Below are 19,075 nucleotides of genomic sequence, written 5' to 3' on the forward strand. Positions count from 1 at the left end.
CCAACTGCACCAACTGCACCAACTGCACCAACTGCACCAACTGCACCAACTGCACCAACTGCACCAACTGCACCAACTGCACCAACTGTACCAACTGCACCAACTGCACCAACTGCACCAACTGCACCACAAAAAACTCAGAAGAATACTAAGTCTGTCTCAGCAGAAAGTAGTGAGTTGAAAAAGCCTACAGAAAATGTAAAAGTTCAAACGGCATCTAAGAACGAATGGCAAAAACAGTTACTCTTAATTCCACCACCGATAAAAAATACTTCGCAAGCTTCCCCAGCGCCAACTTCTGCACAAGATAAGTCTAAATTTACGACTATTAATGGCGTGGAATATGTAAATAATGAATATCTTGAAGATCAGGAATTCAATCTTGAAGGGAAAAAACGGTTCTATCTCGTACCAAATGGCTTAGGACGAACCGAATCGATAGAACGGAAGAAAGGTGTAAGCCGATCAACGTTAGATCAGCTTTTTAATCGCCATACTCAAGATAAAGAGTCTACAGTTGTATTAGCACCGACATATATGCGTTTATCTTCGAAAGAGTTAGAAACTACTTTTGAACAAGATCAATGTTTTATTAAAGGTTACAATAAATCAATTAAAAAGCTCAATATAAATAAAGAAGTAAATTTATGGCCAAAAAAACCATTAAAAGAAAAGTTTGAATATGAATTGGTAAAGCTTGATCCTTCAATTCAACATTTAAAACTTATTTCATTCGCCGCTAGTAATGAGAAACCTTTATTTTATTGGCCTTTGACTATTTTTTTAGATGAAAAAGGCTGTATTTTAGAAGGGGTGAGTGGTTTTAAAAGTAAATCTTATCCTTCTAGCATGTTGCAGCACGCATCAATTCAAGGTGTTTTAAAAGTACCACCATCAGCACACTACATGATGCTGACGCCATTATCCTCTGCAGTAGATGTTGCGGAAGATGAGTTATCAAATCAGGGACAAATTCAAATTTCCGTATTACGTTAAAAATAAGTAGGGTATCTAATGAATAAAAAAGTTTTATGGCCTTTTGCATTAACCACATTAGCGATTATGCTAAATGGATGTGGTGGTGGTGGTTCCACAATAAATGAGAATCCTACAAACGGATCAGGAGGAGCTACCGCTAATGGAAGTTGTTCTGTAACAAGCAGTGATTGTCTACAATTTTCTTTAGATTACCCAATTGCTGGTATTAATTTTACATGTAGTAGTGCAGCGAATCTAAGCTTCATTACTAAGGCTTCGGGTAATAGTGTTATTGGATCTTGTAAAGCTGGAGATACAGCTAATTTTTATTTACAAGATGCTAAAGCTACAAGAAAAATTGAACTAGGCTCTGTTAAGCTGGACAATGTTTCAAAAATTCAGATGACTGTTCCACCACGTTTGAAAGTCATGGATATGGCTATTGGATTAACTGGACAAAATCCAACATCACTGAACCAAAACGATCCTACAGTTCGGGTTGCAATGGCATTAGTCAAACTTTTTCAAAGCATTGGCTTAGAGCGTGGTGATAATGTTGTTGGTGATTTGCAGCCAACACAATTTACCGATGATAAGAAGAATACTTTAAATATTTTAGTTCAAAATATTACAGCTGCAGAATGGAAAAATGGGGCTTATGCCAATATTTTGAAACCTTGGTTAGATTTAAGTCAGGTGTCAGATGCGCAAGCTTTTGAACTGGTAACACAATTAGCAAACTTAAGTTTAGTGGGACTATATCAGTCAGATTATATTACTTTGGCTCCGCCTAATTTTATATCTGAAAATTTTTATGGATGTAATTTAACTAATTTGGCGGATTGTCCGAAAAATGGGGCTAATACCCAACATGTTTTTGGTAATTTATTCTTACTATCAGACCGTCAAGGATATACATTTGGCTATGGTTTGCAATGGAAAGGAACAAGTACAATCACAAGCCAGATAGCAATTAGTGCAGTATTAAATGTTTTGACGAAATCAAAACCAACCCAAATGATTGCAAACGCGCAGACTACTTGGCTTGATCCAATACAAACTGAAATTAAATCAACACAACCATTCCGTTTAAAAACTTCTAGTAATGCAAATGAAGATTTACTGATTTATCAAGGCAAATTATTAAATGATTCACTTATTGCAGGACGTGATAGTTCATATTTAGCTTTGACGAATACTAAAACCCCTAATCCTCAGCAGTATGCTTTATGGAAACAGAGTGTTGATAACCAAAACTATAATGGTTCTATGGATATTTATAAGGTAAGTCCTGCAAGTTATTTATCTAATCAGATTTTTAAAACTGCCAAGAATGTAAAATCTGGTCAAACTTATATTTTCCCATTATATGCAACTCTAAACTTTAAATTTGATACTGCAGGAATTGCACCTATTGATTTGGGGATTGTCATTGATGAGAATGGGAATATTAGAACAGATATTAAACCTGAAGCTACTGCAACAGATATGTCTGGTCAGTGTGGGGTAGTTTCAGATACAAGTTTAATTGATAACAATGGGGTTCAACAGTACAGAATTGGCACAACTGGAGGAACAGAATCAGCAACAAATGATAAATCAATTACAGTAAGAATGATTTTTGCTGTGCCTGAATTAGGAAATTTAAATGGTATTGTAGCTGGCTTAAATTCAAATGTAGTTCAAAGCACTTCTCAAACTGGTAGTCAAACATTACTTGTAAGCGGCGCAAAGATTAACGTCGCTAACCTATTACAAGGACAAGTCAGTGGTGCAAACCTTACTACTTATGACAACAAGACAGTTTCATGGTTAAATCCATATGCTTTCTATCAACAGATATATAACAAGATTGAAAATATTTCGCCTGCTCCCACTGAAGCTGAAAAGGCTTTAGGACAGCGTATGGCTGGAACAGTGACACTTAGAACAGCTGATTGCTATCAGATTAAAACTAAATCTTAAAATATTAAACAAATAAAAAAGGCCGCCTAGCGGTCTTTTTTATTATCTAATTGATTAGCCAGTATGGTCTAAACGAGTACCCAAAGTTTCAAGATGCGTTGGAAAAACTTGTTTTTTACGATCTTCAAAATAATGTCTTAGTGTATGTTCGACACTAGGGAAGGCAAGTTCTCCCCATGGAATTTCATGTTCTTCAAAAAGACGACTTTCGATACTTTCTTCGCCTGCACCAAAAACTCCATCCTTAAGCTGTGCTTTAAACAACACATAAATCTGACCAATACGAGGAATATTGTATATACAATAAAGTTGTTCTATTTCTATCTCGGCTTCTGCTTCTTCACGAGTTTCGCGTGCTGCACCTTGTTCCATGGTCTCGAACAATTCCATATAGCCAGCAGGCAATGTCCATAAACCATAACGAGGTTCAATCGCACGACGACAGAGTAATACTTTGTCTTCCCATAACGCTAAGGCACCGCAGATTACTTTGGGATTTTCATAATGGATATTGCCACAGTGAGTACAAACACGGCGTACTTTATGATCACCTAAAGGAATTTTTTGTTCGGTTTTATGCCCACACGCTACACAGAAACTCATAATTATCATCGAGTATAGAGATGACTCAGCATAACTGAATTTTTAGACTTACGCATCAACTCTATTCCCTAAGTTTATTTTTCAGATATGATGCAAAGAGAGACAGAATAATAGGTGAAAGGTATGGAAGAGCACTTGCTAACACAAAAGTTACAGCAAAGATTGCGCTTTTCCACCCGCATACAAGAAGCACAAGCAGCAGTACTGATTGCTATTACAAATGAAAATGATCCAAAGGTACTGCTTACACGCCGTTCAATACATATGAACAACCATGCGGGGGAAGTTTCTTTTCCGGGTGGAAAGCGTGACCCCAGTGATACCAGTAATATCGTTGTAGCGCTAAGAGAAGCTCAGGAAGAGACTGCTTTAAATCCTTTTGATGTGCAGTTGCTCGGCGATTTACCGATGCAACGTGCACGAAGTGGTTTGTCTGTAAAACCGATCGTTGGGCTTATTCCTCCAGAGGTTCAATTAATACCTCAGCCTACTGAAATAGATCGAATTTTTTTTGTGCCTTTGCAAGAATTAATTGATACAAGACCCATGCCTTACGAAGTACGTTATGCCCATCAATCTTTATACTTTCCGAGTTTACAGATTGATAATGAAATTATTTGGGGTTTAACTGCTCGTATGTTAGTTGCTCTGTTTAAATATGGATTGGGTTATCAGAAAGAGTGGCCATTTTTACTCAACTCACCAACATTTGGTATGCCAAAATTTTCACATAAGAATAAATGATCAGGATTGATAAATTATGATGTATAGCTATCAAGGACAGCACCCAAAAGCATTATATGAACCATGGGATGGCTGGGTTGCTCCAACTGCAACACTTATTGGGCAGGTGGAACTAGGCCGTCAGGTCAGTATTTGGTTTGGTGCAGTAGTTCGTGCTGATAACTGTGTAGTGCGAATTGGTGATTTTTCTAATATTCAAGAAAATTCTGTCTTACATACCGATGCTGGACTTGAGCTAAATATTGGTGAATATGTCACCGTTGGGCATAAAGTCATGCTGCATGGTTGTACGATTGGTGATAACAGTTTGATTGGTATGAATGCCGTGATTTTAAATCGAGCTGTGATTGGCAAAAATTGTATTATTGGTGCTAACGCCTTAATTCCGGAAGGGAAAGTCATTCCAGATAACTCAGTGGTGATGGGATCGCCCGGCAAAATTGTTAAGACTTTAGATGAGTACGGTGCGACAAAAATACGGTTGAGTGCATTGCATTATGCTGAACATTTTAAAAGTTATAGTGATTTAAAAGAATTTCACTTTTAACTCTTTTTTAGCAAAATGTTTTTTATGCCAAGTTAAATCTTGGCATTTTTATTTAGACAGAGAACGACTCGCCTATCAGAGCCGAGTGGGGTATCATAACTCCCGTTTTTAATCTGATTTAATACTAAGGTTGTGCATGAAATTGCTGGCGTTGGAAACTGCAAATGAGCAGTGTTCTATCTCATTAGTCGATGAAACCCAAGAACTGTTTTTTCAACTCGATACGCGGGCGAAAGCACAAACCCAGACCATTTTGCCGATGATTGAGCAGGGACTACAACAAACAGGTCTTGAGGTTGCTGGTCTAGATGCGATTGCCTTTAGCCGTGGGCCGGGTTCTTTTAGTGGTGTCCGAATTAATGCAGCTGTGACTCAGGCTTTGGCATGGTCACAAGATTTACCCGTTATTCCCGTTTCGAGTTTGCAAGCTTTAGCACAAGCAGCATACCGACTTGAAGGTTTAGAACAGGTCACTGCGGTTCTCGATGCTCGTATGAATGAAGTTTATATTGCAAGTTTTGTTCTAGATGAGCATGGAATTATGCAATGTATTGATGAAGAAAAATTAATGGGCTATGAGCAAGCGGCTGCTTACGCAAAGCATTGCTTAATTGGTTCGGGGGCGAAGCTCCTTCAAGCTGATGCAGAGCATCAAACAATCACTGCAACAGCACAAGACATTGCTTCTATTGCACGTGTTTATGCAGCGCAAAAGCAGTGGGTTGATGCTGAACATGCTTTACCAGTTTATTTACGTGATGATGCATGGAAGAAAATAGCAGATCAGGGTAAAGCAAAATAAAGGCACTACTCATGCACATATATTTTGAAGTAGATTTTCAAGAGCAAGCACAGCACTACCAAGCTGTGCTTTGTTCTAGAGGTGTGACTGTAGAATTGCAGCCAGTTGAAAAGCTTAATTCACGTTTTTTGCGTTTAAATCCTGAGTTGGCACTTTGTGTAGATGAAAACGGGCTATGGTTATCTGCAAATGGCATGAAAATGCAGCCCGACTGGAAAGCCGAAATTTCCCGTTTAAAACGTGCAAGTCTTAAATCAGAAATGATTGCTCGGGCTTGTCAGTTAGGTGAAAAACCTGTCTTAATCGATGCTACGGCTGGTTTAGGGCATGATAGTTTGCTCATGGCTTATCTTGGCGCACAAATACAATTGGTTGAGCGCCATCCGATTTTATTTACCTTACTTGAAGATGCAAAAGCTCAAGCTGAACAAGATAGCTTTTTAAGCCAGTTTATGGATCGGATTCAACTGATCTTTGCTGACTCTGCAAGTTATTTACAACAGTTACAGCAAACAGCTCAAATGATTGATGTGGTTTATCTCGATCCGATGTTCCCACAGCGTGACCAGAATCATCAAGCAATCAAAAAACAAGCCCAGGTTAAAAAACAGATGCAGCTTTTACATCTACTTTTACCCGAAGATGGTGAAATGGATTTAGGGGATAATTTGCTGGTTTTGGCACAGAAAGTTGCTAAACGTGTAGTGGTTAAACGGCCACGCCATGCTATTTTCTTGGCAAATCAAGAGCCAGCTCATCAATGGCAAGGAGATGCTTGTCGTTTTGATGCGTATTTTCAGTAGGCTTATGTAAGGTTAGGTTTTATTGCTTGAATAATGCACAAATATATGTGATATAGTTCAAAAGCATGATTGCTAAAATTCTTAGCAGGCATACACTTAAGATGCCTGACAAAAACGAAATTTTTGAAAACCTTTTATGATTGATCTTAAACCCTCCATTAACTTTTGGCATGATTTTAAAAGCAACCAAATTGCCGGAATGTGGCTGTTTTTGGGATCAAGACGTTCTTTACAAATTGTACATCCATCAATTCTTCAGTTAATTGTCTGGGGAATTTTAGGGGGATGTACTAACTCTCTTTATAGCTGGCTTGTGGCAGGTCAAATCGGTGATTTCAATTCACAAGGTTTAATTGGTTATGCACTTTGGCCGTTTATTGCTTTAATTGTAGGTATTTTCTTATCACAGCGCACCAACCAACCTCGCTTAATGCTAGTACCTGCTTTACTTTGGTTGGTTCTAGATACAAATATCTTATTAATTCAATGTTTAATTCAGTATTTGGGTTCTAACGGTTATCTCAACTTTATTCCCGATGCTATTTATAACGGAATTTTACCAAGCCTATTTGTGGCTTTGTTCGTATGGCAAAGTTTAGCGGTGATTTGGGTTTTTTCACGCGAGCTCAAGTGGCCTTGGTGGGAACGTGCACTTGTCATGGTTGCGACTATTGCGACGATGGTGGTGTGGCAACTTTCTGTAAAAGATCAACCGATTTGGAAGGTCGAAGATTCAGCTCCAACATTTGCTGAAGATGCTTTTTATGCACAAAGTAAGCTACTGAATGACTCTTTAGAGCAAGTCCAATATGGTGAGCAGGCAAAAAGTCATTGGTATTTTTTAGGCGTGGCAGGTGATAGCTACCAAGACGTTTTTAAATCGGAAGTAGTTCGGATTAAAGAACAGTTTGATACACGCTTTGCTACAGTGGGTCGTTCGATGATGTTGGTCAATAATCCAGACACCCGTACAGAAATTCCCATTGCCTCTAAAACCAGTATAGAGTTAGCCCTACGCCGTATGGGTCAGCAAATGAACCGTGATAGTGATGTCCTATTTCTATATATGACTTCACACGGTGAACAGAATCACTTCGAAATTGAAAATGCACCATTAGATCTGGGGCAAGTAGACCCTAAATGGTTGCGTGAAACACTTGATAAATCCGGTATTCGCTGGCGTGTAATTGTTATTTCTGCCTGTTATTCAGGAAGCTTTATTCCTGCCTTACAGTCTCCTGATACTTTAATTATTACTGCATCTGCTGCTGATAAAACTTCTTTTGGATGTAATAACGAAGCTGACTATACTTATTTTGGTCGAGCTTTCTTTGATTTGGCTATGCGAGAGCAATCTTCGATGAAAGATTCGTTTAACACAGCTAAGCAAACTGTAACCAAATGGGAAGTGGCTCAAGGTGTAGAACCTTCAGAGCCTCAGTGGATGATTGGTAAAAATATGGAACTTATGCTACCTCAATTGGAAAAGTATCTATTTCCTCAGCAAAATACTGGTAGTGTAGATATTGCTCAAACAAAAACAGAGGCCAAAAACGATGCAACTCCTGCAAACAAACCGCTGCTTTGAAGGTGAGCAACGTGTTTACCAATCTGAATCTCAGTTATTAAAAGGGCCAGCTAAGTTTGGTGTGTATTTGCCACCAGCCGCTTTAGAAGGTAAAGCCTGTTCAACTTTGTTTTACTTAGCTGGGTTAACGTGTACTGAAGAAACCTTTGCCATAAAAGCGCATGCACAACATATGGCGGCACAATTAAGCCTAATACTAATTACACCCGACACTTCTCCTCGTGGAGAAAATGTTGCAGCAGGGGATAATTGGGATATAGGGCAAGGCGCAGGTTTCTATATTAATGCAACGCAAACACCTTGGTCTGAGCATTATCAAATGGAAAGCTATTTGATTGATGAGTTATATCCACTCATTTTGAAAAGCTTTCCTGTAAACGCTCAACAAGTCGGTATCTTTGGGCACTCAATGGGTGGTCATGGCGCATTAACTTTGGCGTTTAAATATCCCGAAAAGTTCAAGTCGGTATCCGCTTTTGCACCGATCTGTGCACCAACTGAATGTGCGTGGGGTGAAAAAGCCTTTACTCACTATTTGGGGAATGACCAAGAAAGCTGGCTTGCTCATGATGCCACGGCTTTAGTCTCAAAAAGTGGTGCAGTATTTGACGAAATTTTGGTTGATCAGGGATTGGATGACCAATTTTATGAACAACTTCACCCTGAAAAATTTAAGCAAGCATGTTTAAAAGCGGGACAGCCTTTAACTTTAAGACAACATGCTGGTTATGATCATGGCTATTACTTTATTCAAACCTTTATGGATGAGCATTTACAGTTTCATGCAATCCAGTTAGAAAAGGTAAATGGCTAATTAATGTTGCCATTCCACCTGAAATTCTTGTTGAGCCATACGGTTTAGATGATCAAGCACGACTTTTTCTAAGTGGTCATGGTCATCTAGCTGACTATCAATAGCAACGTTTAACTGTTCTGTTGCGGGGGCAAGTGTAATGGTTGCTGTAGGCATTAAGATTTTGAAATCTTGTTCAGTCTCTTGTACTTCAAATTTGTGTTTCCAATGATTAACTAGACGTTTTGCAATACGTTTACCATCGTTTGTTAATAGATGAGTTGTGCTTTTCATTATCAATCCTCACATTACTTTAATGTACCTTAACAAATTCATTTAGCGCTTAGCATTCTAATGTTGCAACGTTACGTTGCAAGTTTGAAATGTTGCGATTTGAGTAAGGAAGAGCAGGCCAAGTAGGCGGTTTTTTGTTATAATTTCAAGCCTCTCCTTAAACTCTTAGCCAGGTCATCCACTTATGTCCAAGCCTTATTTGATTGCTCCTTCTATTTTATCTGCCGATTTTGCTCGTTTAGGCGAAGATGTAGACAAAGTTTTAGCCGCAGGTGCAGATGTAGTGCATTTTGATGTAATGGATAACCACTATGTTCCAAATTTAACTTTTGGTGCTGGCATTTGTAAGGCTTTAAAAAATTATGGAATTAAAGCGCCTGTTGATGTGCATTTAATGGTGTCTCCGGTTGACCGCATTATTGGAGATTTTTTGGAAGCTGGTGCTGATATTATTACGTTTCACCCAGAAGCCTCTCATCACATTGACCGTTCATTACAGCTGATTAAATCTGGTGGTGCAAAAGCCGGTTTAGTATTTAACCCTGCAACGCCATTACATTATTTAGATTATGTGCTTGATAAAGTTGACCAAATTTTAATCATGAGTGTGAACCCTGGCTTTGGTGGGCAAAAGTTCATTCCAATGACCTTAGAAAAATTGCGTGAAGCTCGTAAAATTATTGATGCGAGTGGTCGTGATATTCGTTTAGAGGTAGACGGTGGTGTTGGTCCTGCAAATATTCGTGAAATTGCAGAAGCTGGTGCAGATATGTTTGTTGCGGGTTCAGCGATTTTTGGTCAACCAGATTATAAAGTTGTAATTGATCAAATGCGTGCAGAGCTTGCGAAAGTAGGTAGTGTAGACGCTTAAAAAAGCATGTTGAATCAATGGTAAGCTTGTGGATAACTTTGTTTATAACTATATGGATAACTGTGTTGATAACCATATGGATAAGATGTTGGTAAAATAAACAAAATTAGATCAACTGCTTATTCTCTAGGCTGAATGTGTGAAAAAAGAACGTTTTGGCGTTCTTTTTTTATGCTGGTTGGATATTTTATTAGCTGGTTTTTTATTAAGCTTTACTAAAAAATAACCTGTGCAAAAAACGATAATACTGTGTGTACGTCTTTTAATAAATATATAGATGTAAAACTGTAAAAGTGTCATGAAAAATAAAGCTAAATTTGGTTTAATAACATTTTAGTAAGAGATTTAGATAATTAATGACGATAAAAATTTTAGCGGTAGATATGGATGGGACTTTTCTTAATTCTAAGAAGCAGTACAACAAAGCACGTTTTTTAAAACAGTACGAACAACTCAAACAAAATAATATTCATTTTGTGGTTGCCAGTGGTAACCAACTTGCAAAGCTTGTTACCTACTTTCCAGAAATTAGTCATGAAATTGCTTTTATTGCAGAAAATGGCGCACATGTTGTAAATGCAGGGCAAGAAATAGCTTTTGCTCATTTAAGTCAGCAACAATTTATTGAGACATTAAAAGCAATTGATTCAACCTATATATCTAAAATGGTGATCTGCGGAAAGCAGAGCGCTTATGTACACAAGTCTATGCAAGCCGATGACTATGCTAAGGTCGCTCGATACTTTGAAAAGCTAATAGTTGTAGAGGATTTTTATGCATTAAAAGATTTAGTGTGCAAAATTACTTTTATTGCTCAGAAAAACGAAAGTTTTGCTATTTTTCAAGATCTTCAGCAGAAAAGTTTTGTTGCAGATCAATTATTAGTTCCCGTTTCAAGTGGTTTTGACTTTATCGATCTTATTCTTCCTGACCAGCATAAAGCACATGGTTTGAAGCTTCTATTAGAAAAATGGCAGGTTGAACCTGATCAAGTGGTTGCAATTGGTGACAATAATAATGATATCCAGATGATTAAAGCAGTGGGTTATGGGTTTGCGGTTGAAAATGCAGTAGAAGCTTTAAAAGCAGTAGCACCGTATACGACTGTGAGTAATGAGCAAGAGGGTGCATTGCAAGTGATTGATTTAGTGCTTCAGCATCAATCACCATTTGTTTAATTAATTTAAAACAAACAGTTAAGATGGAAAAATTGTATCTCTTTTAAAACTTAGTTATGCTAATGCACCTAAGATATATAAATTGCATAAGGCAATAAACGACAATGGCTCTACAACACTTACGCAAGTATGCTTGGTTTGTGTTCCTAATGACTTTGGTCATTGGGTGGAGTGGTGTGTCTATTGCTCAGACGCCTATGCAGCATGATCTTCACACGATGCCGTGTCATAGTGAAAAAATGACTGATCACTCTGTACATATTCAAGCAGATGATCAGACTATATGTCATCAAACCATGACACAGTCTCTTCATTCGCACGGTGAGCATTGTAAGGACTGTAACCCCGTACATTGCCAAATCGTGAATCTGGCTCTGCAACAAGCGGTCCCAGACCTTGAATCATCATTTATTCCCATATCGTCTCAATTTAGCAGTATTTATCAGGCTCAGCATTTAGCCGGATACTGGCAAGAAATTTTACGTCCTCCTAAAGCTTAATCCTTTCTAACTTATTTTTTTAATTAAAAAGGATTACAGCAATGTCTCATAAAACAAGTAGCAGCTTAGTCGCTGTATTTGGGCTATTGGTTTCACCATGGTCCCTCGCGGCAATTAAGGAATATCACCTTAATATTAATGAACAACAGGTAAATATTACTGGCCAACCGCTAAAACGTATTACCGTAAATGGAAAATTTACAGCACCACTCCTTGAGTTTGAAGAAGGGGATGACGCTGTTATTCATGTGCATAACCAATTAAAAAATCAGGATACGTCTTTGCACTGGCATGGTTTGTTATTGCCAGGATTAATGGATGGTGTACCGGGTTTTAATAATTTTAAAGGAATTGCTCCAAACGGAGATTTTGTTTACCGCTTTAAGGTGAAACAAAACGGCACTTACTGGTATCACGCCCACAGTAAAGGCCAAGAGCAAGACGGTTTATATGGCCCACTCGTGATTTACCCGAAAGGGAGAACACCTGTTGCAGCGCATGAAAAAACTGACCGTGATTATGTTGTGATGCTCTCAGATTTTCATAATTCTTCTAGCGATAGCATTATGAATAATTTGAAAAAATCTGCTGAGTATTATCAAAATCGCCGTGAAACTGTATCTGATGTCTGGAAGCAGGCTAAAGCTCAAGGCTTAAAAGCAACTTGGCAAGATCGTTCGATGTGGAATCAGATGCGGATGTTAAAAACCGATATGTCTGATGTGACGGGCTATACCTTCTTAGTCAACGGAAAAACACCGCAGCAAAACTGGACAGGTGATTTTAAGACGGGAGATAAAGTCCGACTACGTTTCATTAACGCCTCTGCAATGTCATTTTTTGATGTCAGAATTCCAAACTTGAAAATGACAGTCGTGAGCGCAGATGGGCAGCCAGTAAAACCTGTTGCGATTGATGAGTTTCGTATTGGCACAGCCGAAACCTACGATGTGATTGTTGAACCTAAACAGGCAAATTATCAGATTGAGGCTGAGTCAATTGACCGTAGTGGCTTTGCTATCGGTACTTTGCATGATGAAAATACTCAGGCGGTTGGTCCAATTCAAATGCCACAGCCACGTCCGCGATCTTTATTGACCATGGATGATATGGGCATGAGTCATGGTGATGGGGCGAGTAATGAACATGCTAGCCATCAAATGAACATGCAACATGACATGTCGACCATGCCTGAAATGAAAAAAGAAGAGAGCCATGCTAATCATGATCATGCAATGATGAATATGGACCATGGTATGAAAGATATGTCATCTAGCGAACATGATCATTCCATGATGCAAATGAAGCACGACATGTTAGCTATGCCTGAAATGAAACACGATATGCAGGCAAAGCCATCTAGCGAGCATGATCACGCTATGATGAATATGAATCATGAAATGCCTGCTCAATCTGAAAGTACGACTAAAAAAGATGAGCCAGTGTATGGCTGGGCAAATGCTTCAACACCAGCCAGTATGAAAGCATTGCAGTATAGTGATTTGCAGTCTTTAACGCCTCAGCCTGACACCCGTGCGCCGGAACGAGAGTTAGTCATTCGTTTAGGTGGCAACATGGAGCGTTATATCTGGACCATTAATGGTAAGAAATTTAGTGAAGCTGCACCATTACAAGTTAAGTATGGCGAGCGTATTCGCTTGAAGTTTGTGAATGACAGCATGATGGCCCATCCAATGCATTTACATGGCATGTTTATGCAATTAGAAAATGGTCAACAAGCTGAAAACTTGCCAAATAAACATACCGTTATTGTTCCACCAGGAAAGACAGTTACCGCGTTATTGACAGCCGATGCCTTAGGAGAATGGGCGATTCATTGTCATTTGCTCTATCACATGAGTGCAGGGATGATGAATAAATTGATTGTGGCTCAAGTGAATGATGGAGCAGTAGATGCATCTCAAGCACCTGTTCAATCTGAAAATGAGAAAGGAGCTAGTCATGCGCATCACTAAGTTATTTTCTCAAATGATATGTTGCGGTGTTTTCTCTAGCATATCTGTATTTACTTTTGCTCAAGAACTTTTAACACATGATCATTTACGCGAACATGGTGGTCAGGTTTATCAGGCAACTACGATTGATACTGGCTGGACTCAAAATGAAGAAGGGGAAGGTAGTTTTTCTTCTGAATTAGAAAGTTGGGTGGGAACTGATGAAAACAAACTATTTATCAAAGCTCATGTTGAAAAAGCCGAGTCGGAGGATGCTAATTACGGTGGTTCAGTACTTTATAGCCGCAATGTAGCTGATTATTGGGATGTACAGGCTGGGGTAAATTACGAGCGTTTACAGCGGGAAGACCAAAAGCAAGATCGCTGGGCTGGTGTAGTTGGTTTACATGGCATGGCACCTTACTTTTTTGAAACCGATACATATCTTTATGCAGGCGAGGACCAGCTATGGAAGCTAAGCTTAGAGACGGAAAGAGACTTACTCTTTACCCAAAAGTTGATTGGTAAACCTTATTTAAAAGCAGACGTTGTTTTGCAAGATGAATCTCGCTATGCCAGTAAAACAGGTTTATCAAGTTTACAAGCTGGCTTTCAAACCCGTTATGAAATCAACAAAAAGGTAATGCCATTTGTTGATGTCGGTTATGGCTATGAAAAAGGCTTAAAACAAACTGCTTGGCAAACTGAAACCGACTCGGAACATGGTTGGTATTATGGAGCAGGGTTAACACTTAAATTCTAATTGCAGAACAAAAAGTAAGCTTAACGACATGCCATTGGTTTATACTAATGGCATTGTTTTTTGTGTCAGTTATGGTGCACAGATGGCTTTAGAAAAACAAGAGAATCAAATACATTTAAGTAAAAGTAGCTCTAGCTGCGGGTGCTCAAGCATGCCTTCTCAGGAGTATTCTACGCCTAGTGAACGCGGGGCTAAGAAGAGCCAATGGGTGAGTTATTATCATATTCCTCACATGGATTGTGCAGCCGAAGAGCAAATGGTACGGATGGCTTTAGCCTCTTATGCTGACGATATTCAGGAACTTAATTTTGACTTACCGGCACGCCATTTGGCGATTTATCACAGTGCTCAAGCTGAAATGATTACCCAAAGCCTACAACGTTTAGGATTAGGAGCCGAGTTACAACAAACGCAGCCACATTATGAACCTGTTGAAAAACCTAAAAAGGTTAGAGCCAGTTCTTCAATGGATGCAGCACAAAAGCAAGTTTTACAATGGTTGTTACTCATTAATGGGGTCATGTTTGTCATTGAGTTTATGGCAGGCATTATTGCTTCATCTACAGGTTTGATCGCCGATTCGCTCGATATGTTCGCAGACGCTGCAATTTATGGCATTGCCTTATTTGTGGTAGGTAAAAATCTTAATGCTCAATTAAAGGCTGCACATTTATCTGGTTGGTTGCAGTTCGGCTTAGCCATAATTGTGTTAATTGATGTGCTACGTCGCTTTATATATGGCAGTGAACCTGTTTCAATTCTAATGATTTTGATTGGTGGATTAGCTCTTGCAGCCAATATTAGTTGCCTTTATTTAATGAGTGATCATAAAAAGAGTGGGTCACACATGAAGGCGAGTTATATCTTTTCTGCAAATGATGTCATTGTAAACTTAGGTGTTATTGTTGCGGGAATATTGGTCGCAATGACAGGTTCTCCTTATCCTGATTTAATTATTGGGCTGATTATTGTTTTATTTGTTTTAAATAGTGCCCGAAAAATTTTACACTTAAAAAACCAATAAGATTTTCTAAGACAGGCTAGCTTTAGATAGGGTTTGCCTTCATTTTTTATTTTAAAGTAAACTGAGTCCTCACATAAAGGAGGAACGACCTCCCCCATAATGGGTAATCATGTCAGGACGACCTGACAATATAAAAATTAGTGAATGTTATGGCTTGGGCTATTTTAATTTTAGCAGGTGTATTTGAAATCATTTGGGCATATTCTATGAAAATGTCCGAAGGTTTTACACGCTTAACCCCTAGTATTATTACTGTAGTTTTTATGATTTTGAGTGTAGTTCTACTTTCAATTTCAATGAAAACTTTACCTCTTGGCACTGCCTATACGGTTTGGACAGGAATTGGCGCAATTGGATCATTTTTAGTTGGTATATTTTTTCTCAATGAACCAATTGGAGCTATGCGAATGATTGCTGCTGTACTGATTGTGTCAGGTTTGGTTCTAATGAAAATTTCATCGCCGTCCTAAGAGAATAAACTATGTTGCTGTCTTATAAGTATATCAATTCGCCTGTTGGGCAATTAAAGCTGGTTGCGAATGAAAATGCTTTGGTGGCAGTACTCTGGGACAATGAAAATCCAAAACGTGTTCGGCTGGCTGAGCTGGTCGAACAAGTTGAACATCCAGTTTTATTAAAAACTGAACAACAATTAGAAGAATATTTTGAAGGTAAACGCCACCACTTTAATTTGCCGTTAGATTTTGAAGGAACTCTGTTTCAAAAACAGGTATGGGCTGCATTATTCACCATCCCTTATGGTGAAACAAGAAGTTATAAAGATATTGCTGTTCAAATTGGAAATGAAAAAGCGGTGAGAGCAGTGGGCGCTGCAAATGGGAAAAACCCGATTTCGATTATTGCGCCTTGTCACCGAGTAATTGGTGCGGGTGGGGCATTAGTTGGTTTTGCTGGTGGTCTTGATAAGAAAGATATTTTATTAAAGCTAGAGCAACAATGAGCCGTTTTGCGCTCGATTTTTTTAGACTTTTCTACTAAGCTGTCAACAATGATATTTCATGAAGAAGGTGCTTCATTGCATCGCTTTTTTGAAATATTGATCTTATTCATAACAAACTCTGGATGTTCTAAAAATGGCTGTCGGTGACGTAACAATGCCACAAATGCATGTGGTAAAAGGTGTAAAAATTGGCTCAACAGAAGCATATGTACGTTACCCAAACCGACGAGATTTAGTTATTTTTGAGTTTGCAGAAGGTTCAAATGTTGCAGGTGTATTTACCCAAAATGCATTTTGTGCTGCACCTGTTCATGTCTCTAAAGCCCATCTTACCCAAGGTAATCCTCGCTATTTAGTGATTAATACGGGTAATGCCAATGCAGGTACTGGACCTACAGGCTTGAAAAATGCTCAAGATACTTGCGCAAAATTAGCTGAGATTGCTGGGGTAAATAGCTCAGAAATTTTACCATTTTCTACAGGTGTGATTGGCGAACAGCTTCCAATGGAGCGTTTGCTGGCTGGACTTCGACCTGCATTAAACACTTTGCAAGACGCTGCTTGGTATGATGCGGCATCTGGCATTATGACCACAGATACAGTACCAAAAGGTGCATCTGAACAATTTGAGCTAGATGGCATTACTTATACTATGACAGGTATTAGTAAAGGCGCTGGCATGATTCGTCCAAACATGGCAACCATGCTGAGCTTTGTTGCTACAGATGCACCTATTAGCCGTGATTTAGTACAAAGCTTATTAAAGACAACAGTTGAGCATTCATTTAACCGTATTACGATTGATGGTGATACCTCAACCAATGACTCTTGTATTTTTGTGGCAACAGGTCAGGCAGGTGGAGCTGAAATTACTTCAATTAACGATGCACGCTACGCTCAGGTGTTAGAAGTACTGGCTCGTGTTATGAATCGTTTAGCACAGTTAATTGTACGTGACGGCGAAGGTGCAACGAAGTTTATTACTGTTGCTGTAGAAGGCGGTGGCAACACACAAGAATGTTGTGATATTGCTTATAGCATTGCACATTCACCACTCGTCAAAACTGCACTTTTTGCATCTGACCCGAACTGGGGCCGTATTTTGGCGGCAATTGGCTATGCTGGAGTGAAAGACTTAGACGTATCTAAAATTCAGGTATGGCTAGATGACGTACAAATCTGTAAGGATGGTGGAGCTGCCGAGGACTATACCGAAGAGGCGGGTGCGCGTGTTATGGCACAAACAGAAATTACCATTCGAGTTGATTTAGGACGCGGTCAGGCCAAAGACACGGTATATACCTGTGACTTATCTTACGACTATGTCAAAATTAATGCTGATTACCGTTCTTAAATATCAGTTATAATCAAGCCTCGACAAAGAGGCTTTTTTATTAGCCCCATCTTTTGATATTAAATGATTCAAGTTAGTAATCATTTAAGCAGTAACGTTATATGCGAGCAGGTATGCCAGCATGAAGGATAGAGAAGACGTTTTTATGAGTGATGCGACTTTAATTGCCAACGATGCAAAAAACATTGTACAAGCGCATTTAGACCGTTTAGGTGAGCCAAAAGACAACCGCTTAAGTGAAGAAGCAAAACAACAAAAGTTTGCTCAGATCGAAGCAGAGCTCAAAAAACGTGATGCTGTCCTTGTTGCACACTACTATTGCGACCCTGAAGTACAGGAACTTGCCGAAAAAACAGGTGGATGTGTTTCTGATTCTTTAGAAATGGCCCGTTTCGGACGAGATCATGCCGCCTCTACACTAGTTGTGGCAGGTGTTAAATTTATGGGAGAAACAGCAAAAATTCTGTCTCCTGAAAAAACAATTTTAATGCCGACACTCGAAGCGACGTGTTCACTCGATTTAGGTTGTCCGGTTGATGAGTTCACTGCCTTTTGTGATCAGCACCCTGACTACACCGTAGTTGTCTATGCCAATACATCTGCTGCTGTTAAAGCACGAGCAGACTGGGTGGTGACTTCAAGCTGTGCGGTCGAAATTGTTGAACATCTTGATAGTTTAGGCGAAAAAATTATCTGGGCACCAGATCAGCACTTAGGCCGTTATATTCAAAAGAAAACTGGTGCAGATATGTTGCTTTGGGATGGTGCATGTATTGTTCATGAAGAATTCCGTGCACGTGGCATTGCCAACATGAAAGCACTATATCCAGATGCAGCGGTATTGGTACATCCAGAATCGCCAGAATCAGTTGTAGACATTGCAGATGCGGTAGGTAGTACATCTCAATTGATTAAAGCTGCGCAGACTTTGCCAAATGAAAGACTCATTGTGGCAACTGACCGTGGTATTTTCTACAAAATGCAGCAAGCTGTACCAAATAAGATTTTAGTTGAGGCGCCAACAGCAGGTGAGGGTGCAACTTGTCGTTCATGTGCACACTGTCCGTGGATGGCAATGAATGAACTCGATGGAATTTTAGAAGTTTTACAAAAGGGCGATCAGGAAATACACGTCGAACCAGCGCTTGCTGAACGTGCCAAAATGCCTTTAGATCGAATGTTAGCCTTTAGTGCATCGTTAAAGCGTTAAAAAACCTCAAAATGCTTGTTAAATATACATTTGATAAGGATTTTTAACTTTTTTTGACAATAGGTGTTGACGTCTGAGGGCGTCGCGCCTAGAATGCACACCGTACCGCACGATGTGCGATACAGCAAAAGCTGAGATAGAT

20 protein-coding genes are annotated in these 19,075 nt (G+C 39.2%); 18 read left to right on the forward strand and 2 right to left on the reverse strand.

Annotated features, from left to right (window positions below; all coding sequences use genetic code 11):
* A partial coding sequence (gene filE / locus AC07M3_RS14910; RefSeq protein WP_494567645.1) for a putative pilus assembly protein FilE occupies positions 1-996 on the forward strand: 996 nt, incomplete at its 5' end.
* Positions 997-1,014: 18 nt separating this feature from the next.
* Positions 1,015-2,943, forward strand: coding sequence for a putative pilus system protein FilF (filF, locus tag AC07M3_RS14915; protein WP_307012801.1), 1,929 nt, complete (start codon positions 1,015-1,017; stop codon positions 2,941-2,943).
* A gap of 54 nt (positions 2,944-2,997) precedes the next feature.
* Here filF and AC07M3_RS14920 read toward each other — a convergent pair whose 3' ends face one another.
* Positions 2,998-3,546 carry an NUDIX hydrolase gene (locus AC07M3_RS14920; RefSeq protein ID WP_307012803.1) on the reverse strand — a complete coding sequence of 183 codons (549 nt, stop codon included), beginning with the start codon at positions 3,544-3,546 and terminating at the stop codon, positions 2,998-3,000.
* 114 nt (positions 3,547-3,660) lie between these two features.
* On the opposite strand from AC07M3_RS14920, the gene AC07M3_RS14925 reads away from it, so the two are divergent.
* The 6 genes from AC07M3_RS14925 (at position 3,661) to fghA (ending at position 8,844) form a co-directional block, all read left to right on the forward strand.
* A complete protein-coding gene (locus tag AC07M3_RS14925; RefSeq protein ID WP_494567646.1) occupies positions 3,661-4,290 on the forward strand; it encodes a CoA pyrophosphatase in 630 nt (209 codons plus the stop codon).
* A gap of 19 nt (positions 4,291-4,309) precedes the next feature.
* Positions 4,310-4,837 (forward strand): gamma carbonic anhydrase family protein, encoded by a 528-nt coding sequence (locus AC07M3_RS14930; protein ID WP_494567730.1) that lies wholly within the window; start codon positions 4,310-4,312, stop codon positions 4,835-4,837.
* Between the two features lie 136 nt (positions 4,838-4,973).
* Positions 4,974-5,639 (forward strand): tRNA (adenosine(37)-N6)-threonylcarbamoyltransferase complex dimerization subunit type 1 TsaB, encoded by a 666-nt coding sequence (gene tsaB, locus AC07M3_RS14935; protein WP_198078294.1) that lies wholly within the window; start codon positions 4,974-4,976, stop codon positions 5,637-5,639.
* Between the two features lie 11 nt (positions 5,640-5,650).
* Complete coding sequence (locus AC07M3_RS14940) at positions 5,651-6,442, forward strand: class I SAM-dependent methyltransferase (RefSeq protein ID WP_494567647.1); 792 nt, start codon at positions 5,651-5,653, stop codon at positions 6,440-6,442.
* Positions 6,443-6,578: 136 nt separating this feature from the next.
* Positions 6,579-8,030 carry a C13 family peptidase gene (locus tag AC07M3_RS14945; protein WP_092710124.1) on the forward strand — a complete coding sequence of 484 codons (1,452 nt, stop codon included), beginning with the start codon at positions 6,579-6,581 and terminating at the stop codon, positions 8,028-8,030.
* Positions 7,999-8,844: an S-formylglutathione hydrolase gene (gene fghA / locus AC07M3_RS14950; protein WP_494567648.1), complete on the forward strand. Its 846-nt coding sequence runs from the start codon at positions 7,999-8,001 to the stop codon at positions 8,842-8,844. Before AC07M3_RS14945 ends, fghA begins: the two co-directional genes overlap by 32 nt.
* Here the strand turns inward: fghA and AC07M3_RS14955 are convergent, their stop codons facing one another.
* Positions 8,845-9,117 carry a DUF2218 domain-containing protein gene (locus AC07M3_RS14955; protein ID WP_009390654.1) on the reverse strand — a complete coding sequence of 91 codons (273 nt, stop codon included), beginning with the start codon at positions 9,115-9,117 and terminating at the stop codon, positions 8,845-8,847.
* Positions 9,118-9,301: 184 nt separating this feature from the next.
* Between AC07M3_RS14955 and rpe the strand changes: the two genes are divergently transcribed.
* From rpe to nadA, 10 genes are all read left to right on the forward strand, one after another.
* On the forward strand, positions 9,302-9,988 hold the full coding sequence (gene rpe, locus AC07M3_RS14960; protein WP_003655878.1) for a ribulose-phosphate 3-epimerase: 687 nt from the start codon (positions 9,302-9,304) through the stop codon (positions 9,986-9,988).
* Between the two features lie 356 nt (positions 9,989-10,344).
* Complete coding sequence (locus AC07M3_RS14965; protein ID WP_494567649.1) at positions 10,345-11,166, forward strand: Cof-type HAD-IIB family hydrolase; 822 nt, start codon at positions 10,345-10,347, stop codon at positions 11,164-11,166.
* Between the two features lie 104 nt (positions 11,167-11,270).
* A complete protein-coding gene (locus tag AC07M3_RS14970; RefSeq protein ID WP_494567650.1) occupies positions 11,271-11,666 on the forward strand; it encodes a hypothetical protein in 396 nt (131 codons plus the stop codon).
* A 41-nt stretch (positions 11,667-11,707) separates the two neighbouring features.
* Entirely contained in the window at positions 11,708-13,642 is a 1,935-nt protein-coding gene (locus AC07M3_RS14975) for a copper resistance system multicopper oxidase (RefSeq protein ID WP_494567651.1), read from the forward strand.
* Entirely contained in the window at positions 13,629-14,384 is a 756-nt protein-coding gene (locus AC07M3_RS14980; protein ID WP_494567652.1) for a copper resistance protein B, read from the forward strand. Before AC07M3_RS14975 ends, AC07M3_RS14980 begins: the two co-directional genes overlap by 14 nt.
* Before the next feature lie 28 nt (positions 14,385-14,412).
* Positions 14,413-15,408: a cation efflux transmembrane domain-containing protein gene (locus AC07M3_RS14985; RefSeq protein ID WP_494567653.1), complete on the forward strand. Its 996-nt coding sequence runs from the start codon at positions 14,413-14,415 to the stop codon at positions 15,406-15,408.
* A gap of 149 nt (positions 15,409-15,557) precedes the next feature.
* Complete coding sequence (locus tag AC07M3_RS14990; RefSeq protein ID WP_003655889.1) at positions 15,558-15,878, forward strand: DMT family transporter; 321 nt, start codon at positions 15,558-15,560, stop codon at positions 15,876-15,878.
* Positions 15,879-15,889: 11 nt separating this feature from the next.
* Complete coding sequence (locus AC07M3_RS14995; protein WP_494567654.1) at positions 15,890-16,369, forward strand: methylated-DNA--[protein]-cysteine S-methyltransferase; 480 nt, start codon at positions 15,890-15,892, stop codon at positions 16,367-16,369.
* 133 nt (positions 16,370-16,502) lie between these two features.
* A complete protein-coding gene (argJ, locus tag AC07M3_RS15000; RefSeq protein WP_494567655.1) occupies positions 16,503-17,723 on the forward strand; it encodes a bifunctional glutamate N-acetyltransferase/amino-acid acetyltransferase ArgJ in 1,221 nt (406 codons plus the stop codon).
* Positions 17,724-17,868: 145 nt separating this feature from the next.
* The gene (gene nadA / locus AC07M3_RS15005) at positions 17,869-18,933 is read left to right on the forward strand and encodes a quinolinate synthase NadA (RefSeq protein WP_005042977.1); all 1,065 of its coding nucleotides are present in this window, start codon (positions 17,869-17,871) and stop codon (positions 18,931-18,933) included.
* The last annotated feature ends 142 nt before the right edge of the window (positions 18,934-19,075 follow it).

This window comes from Acinetobacter sp. GW821-FHT09D10 (genome assembly GCF_059416285.1).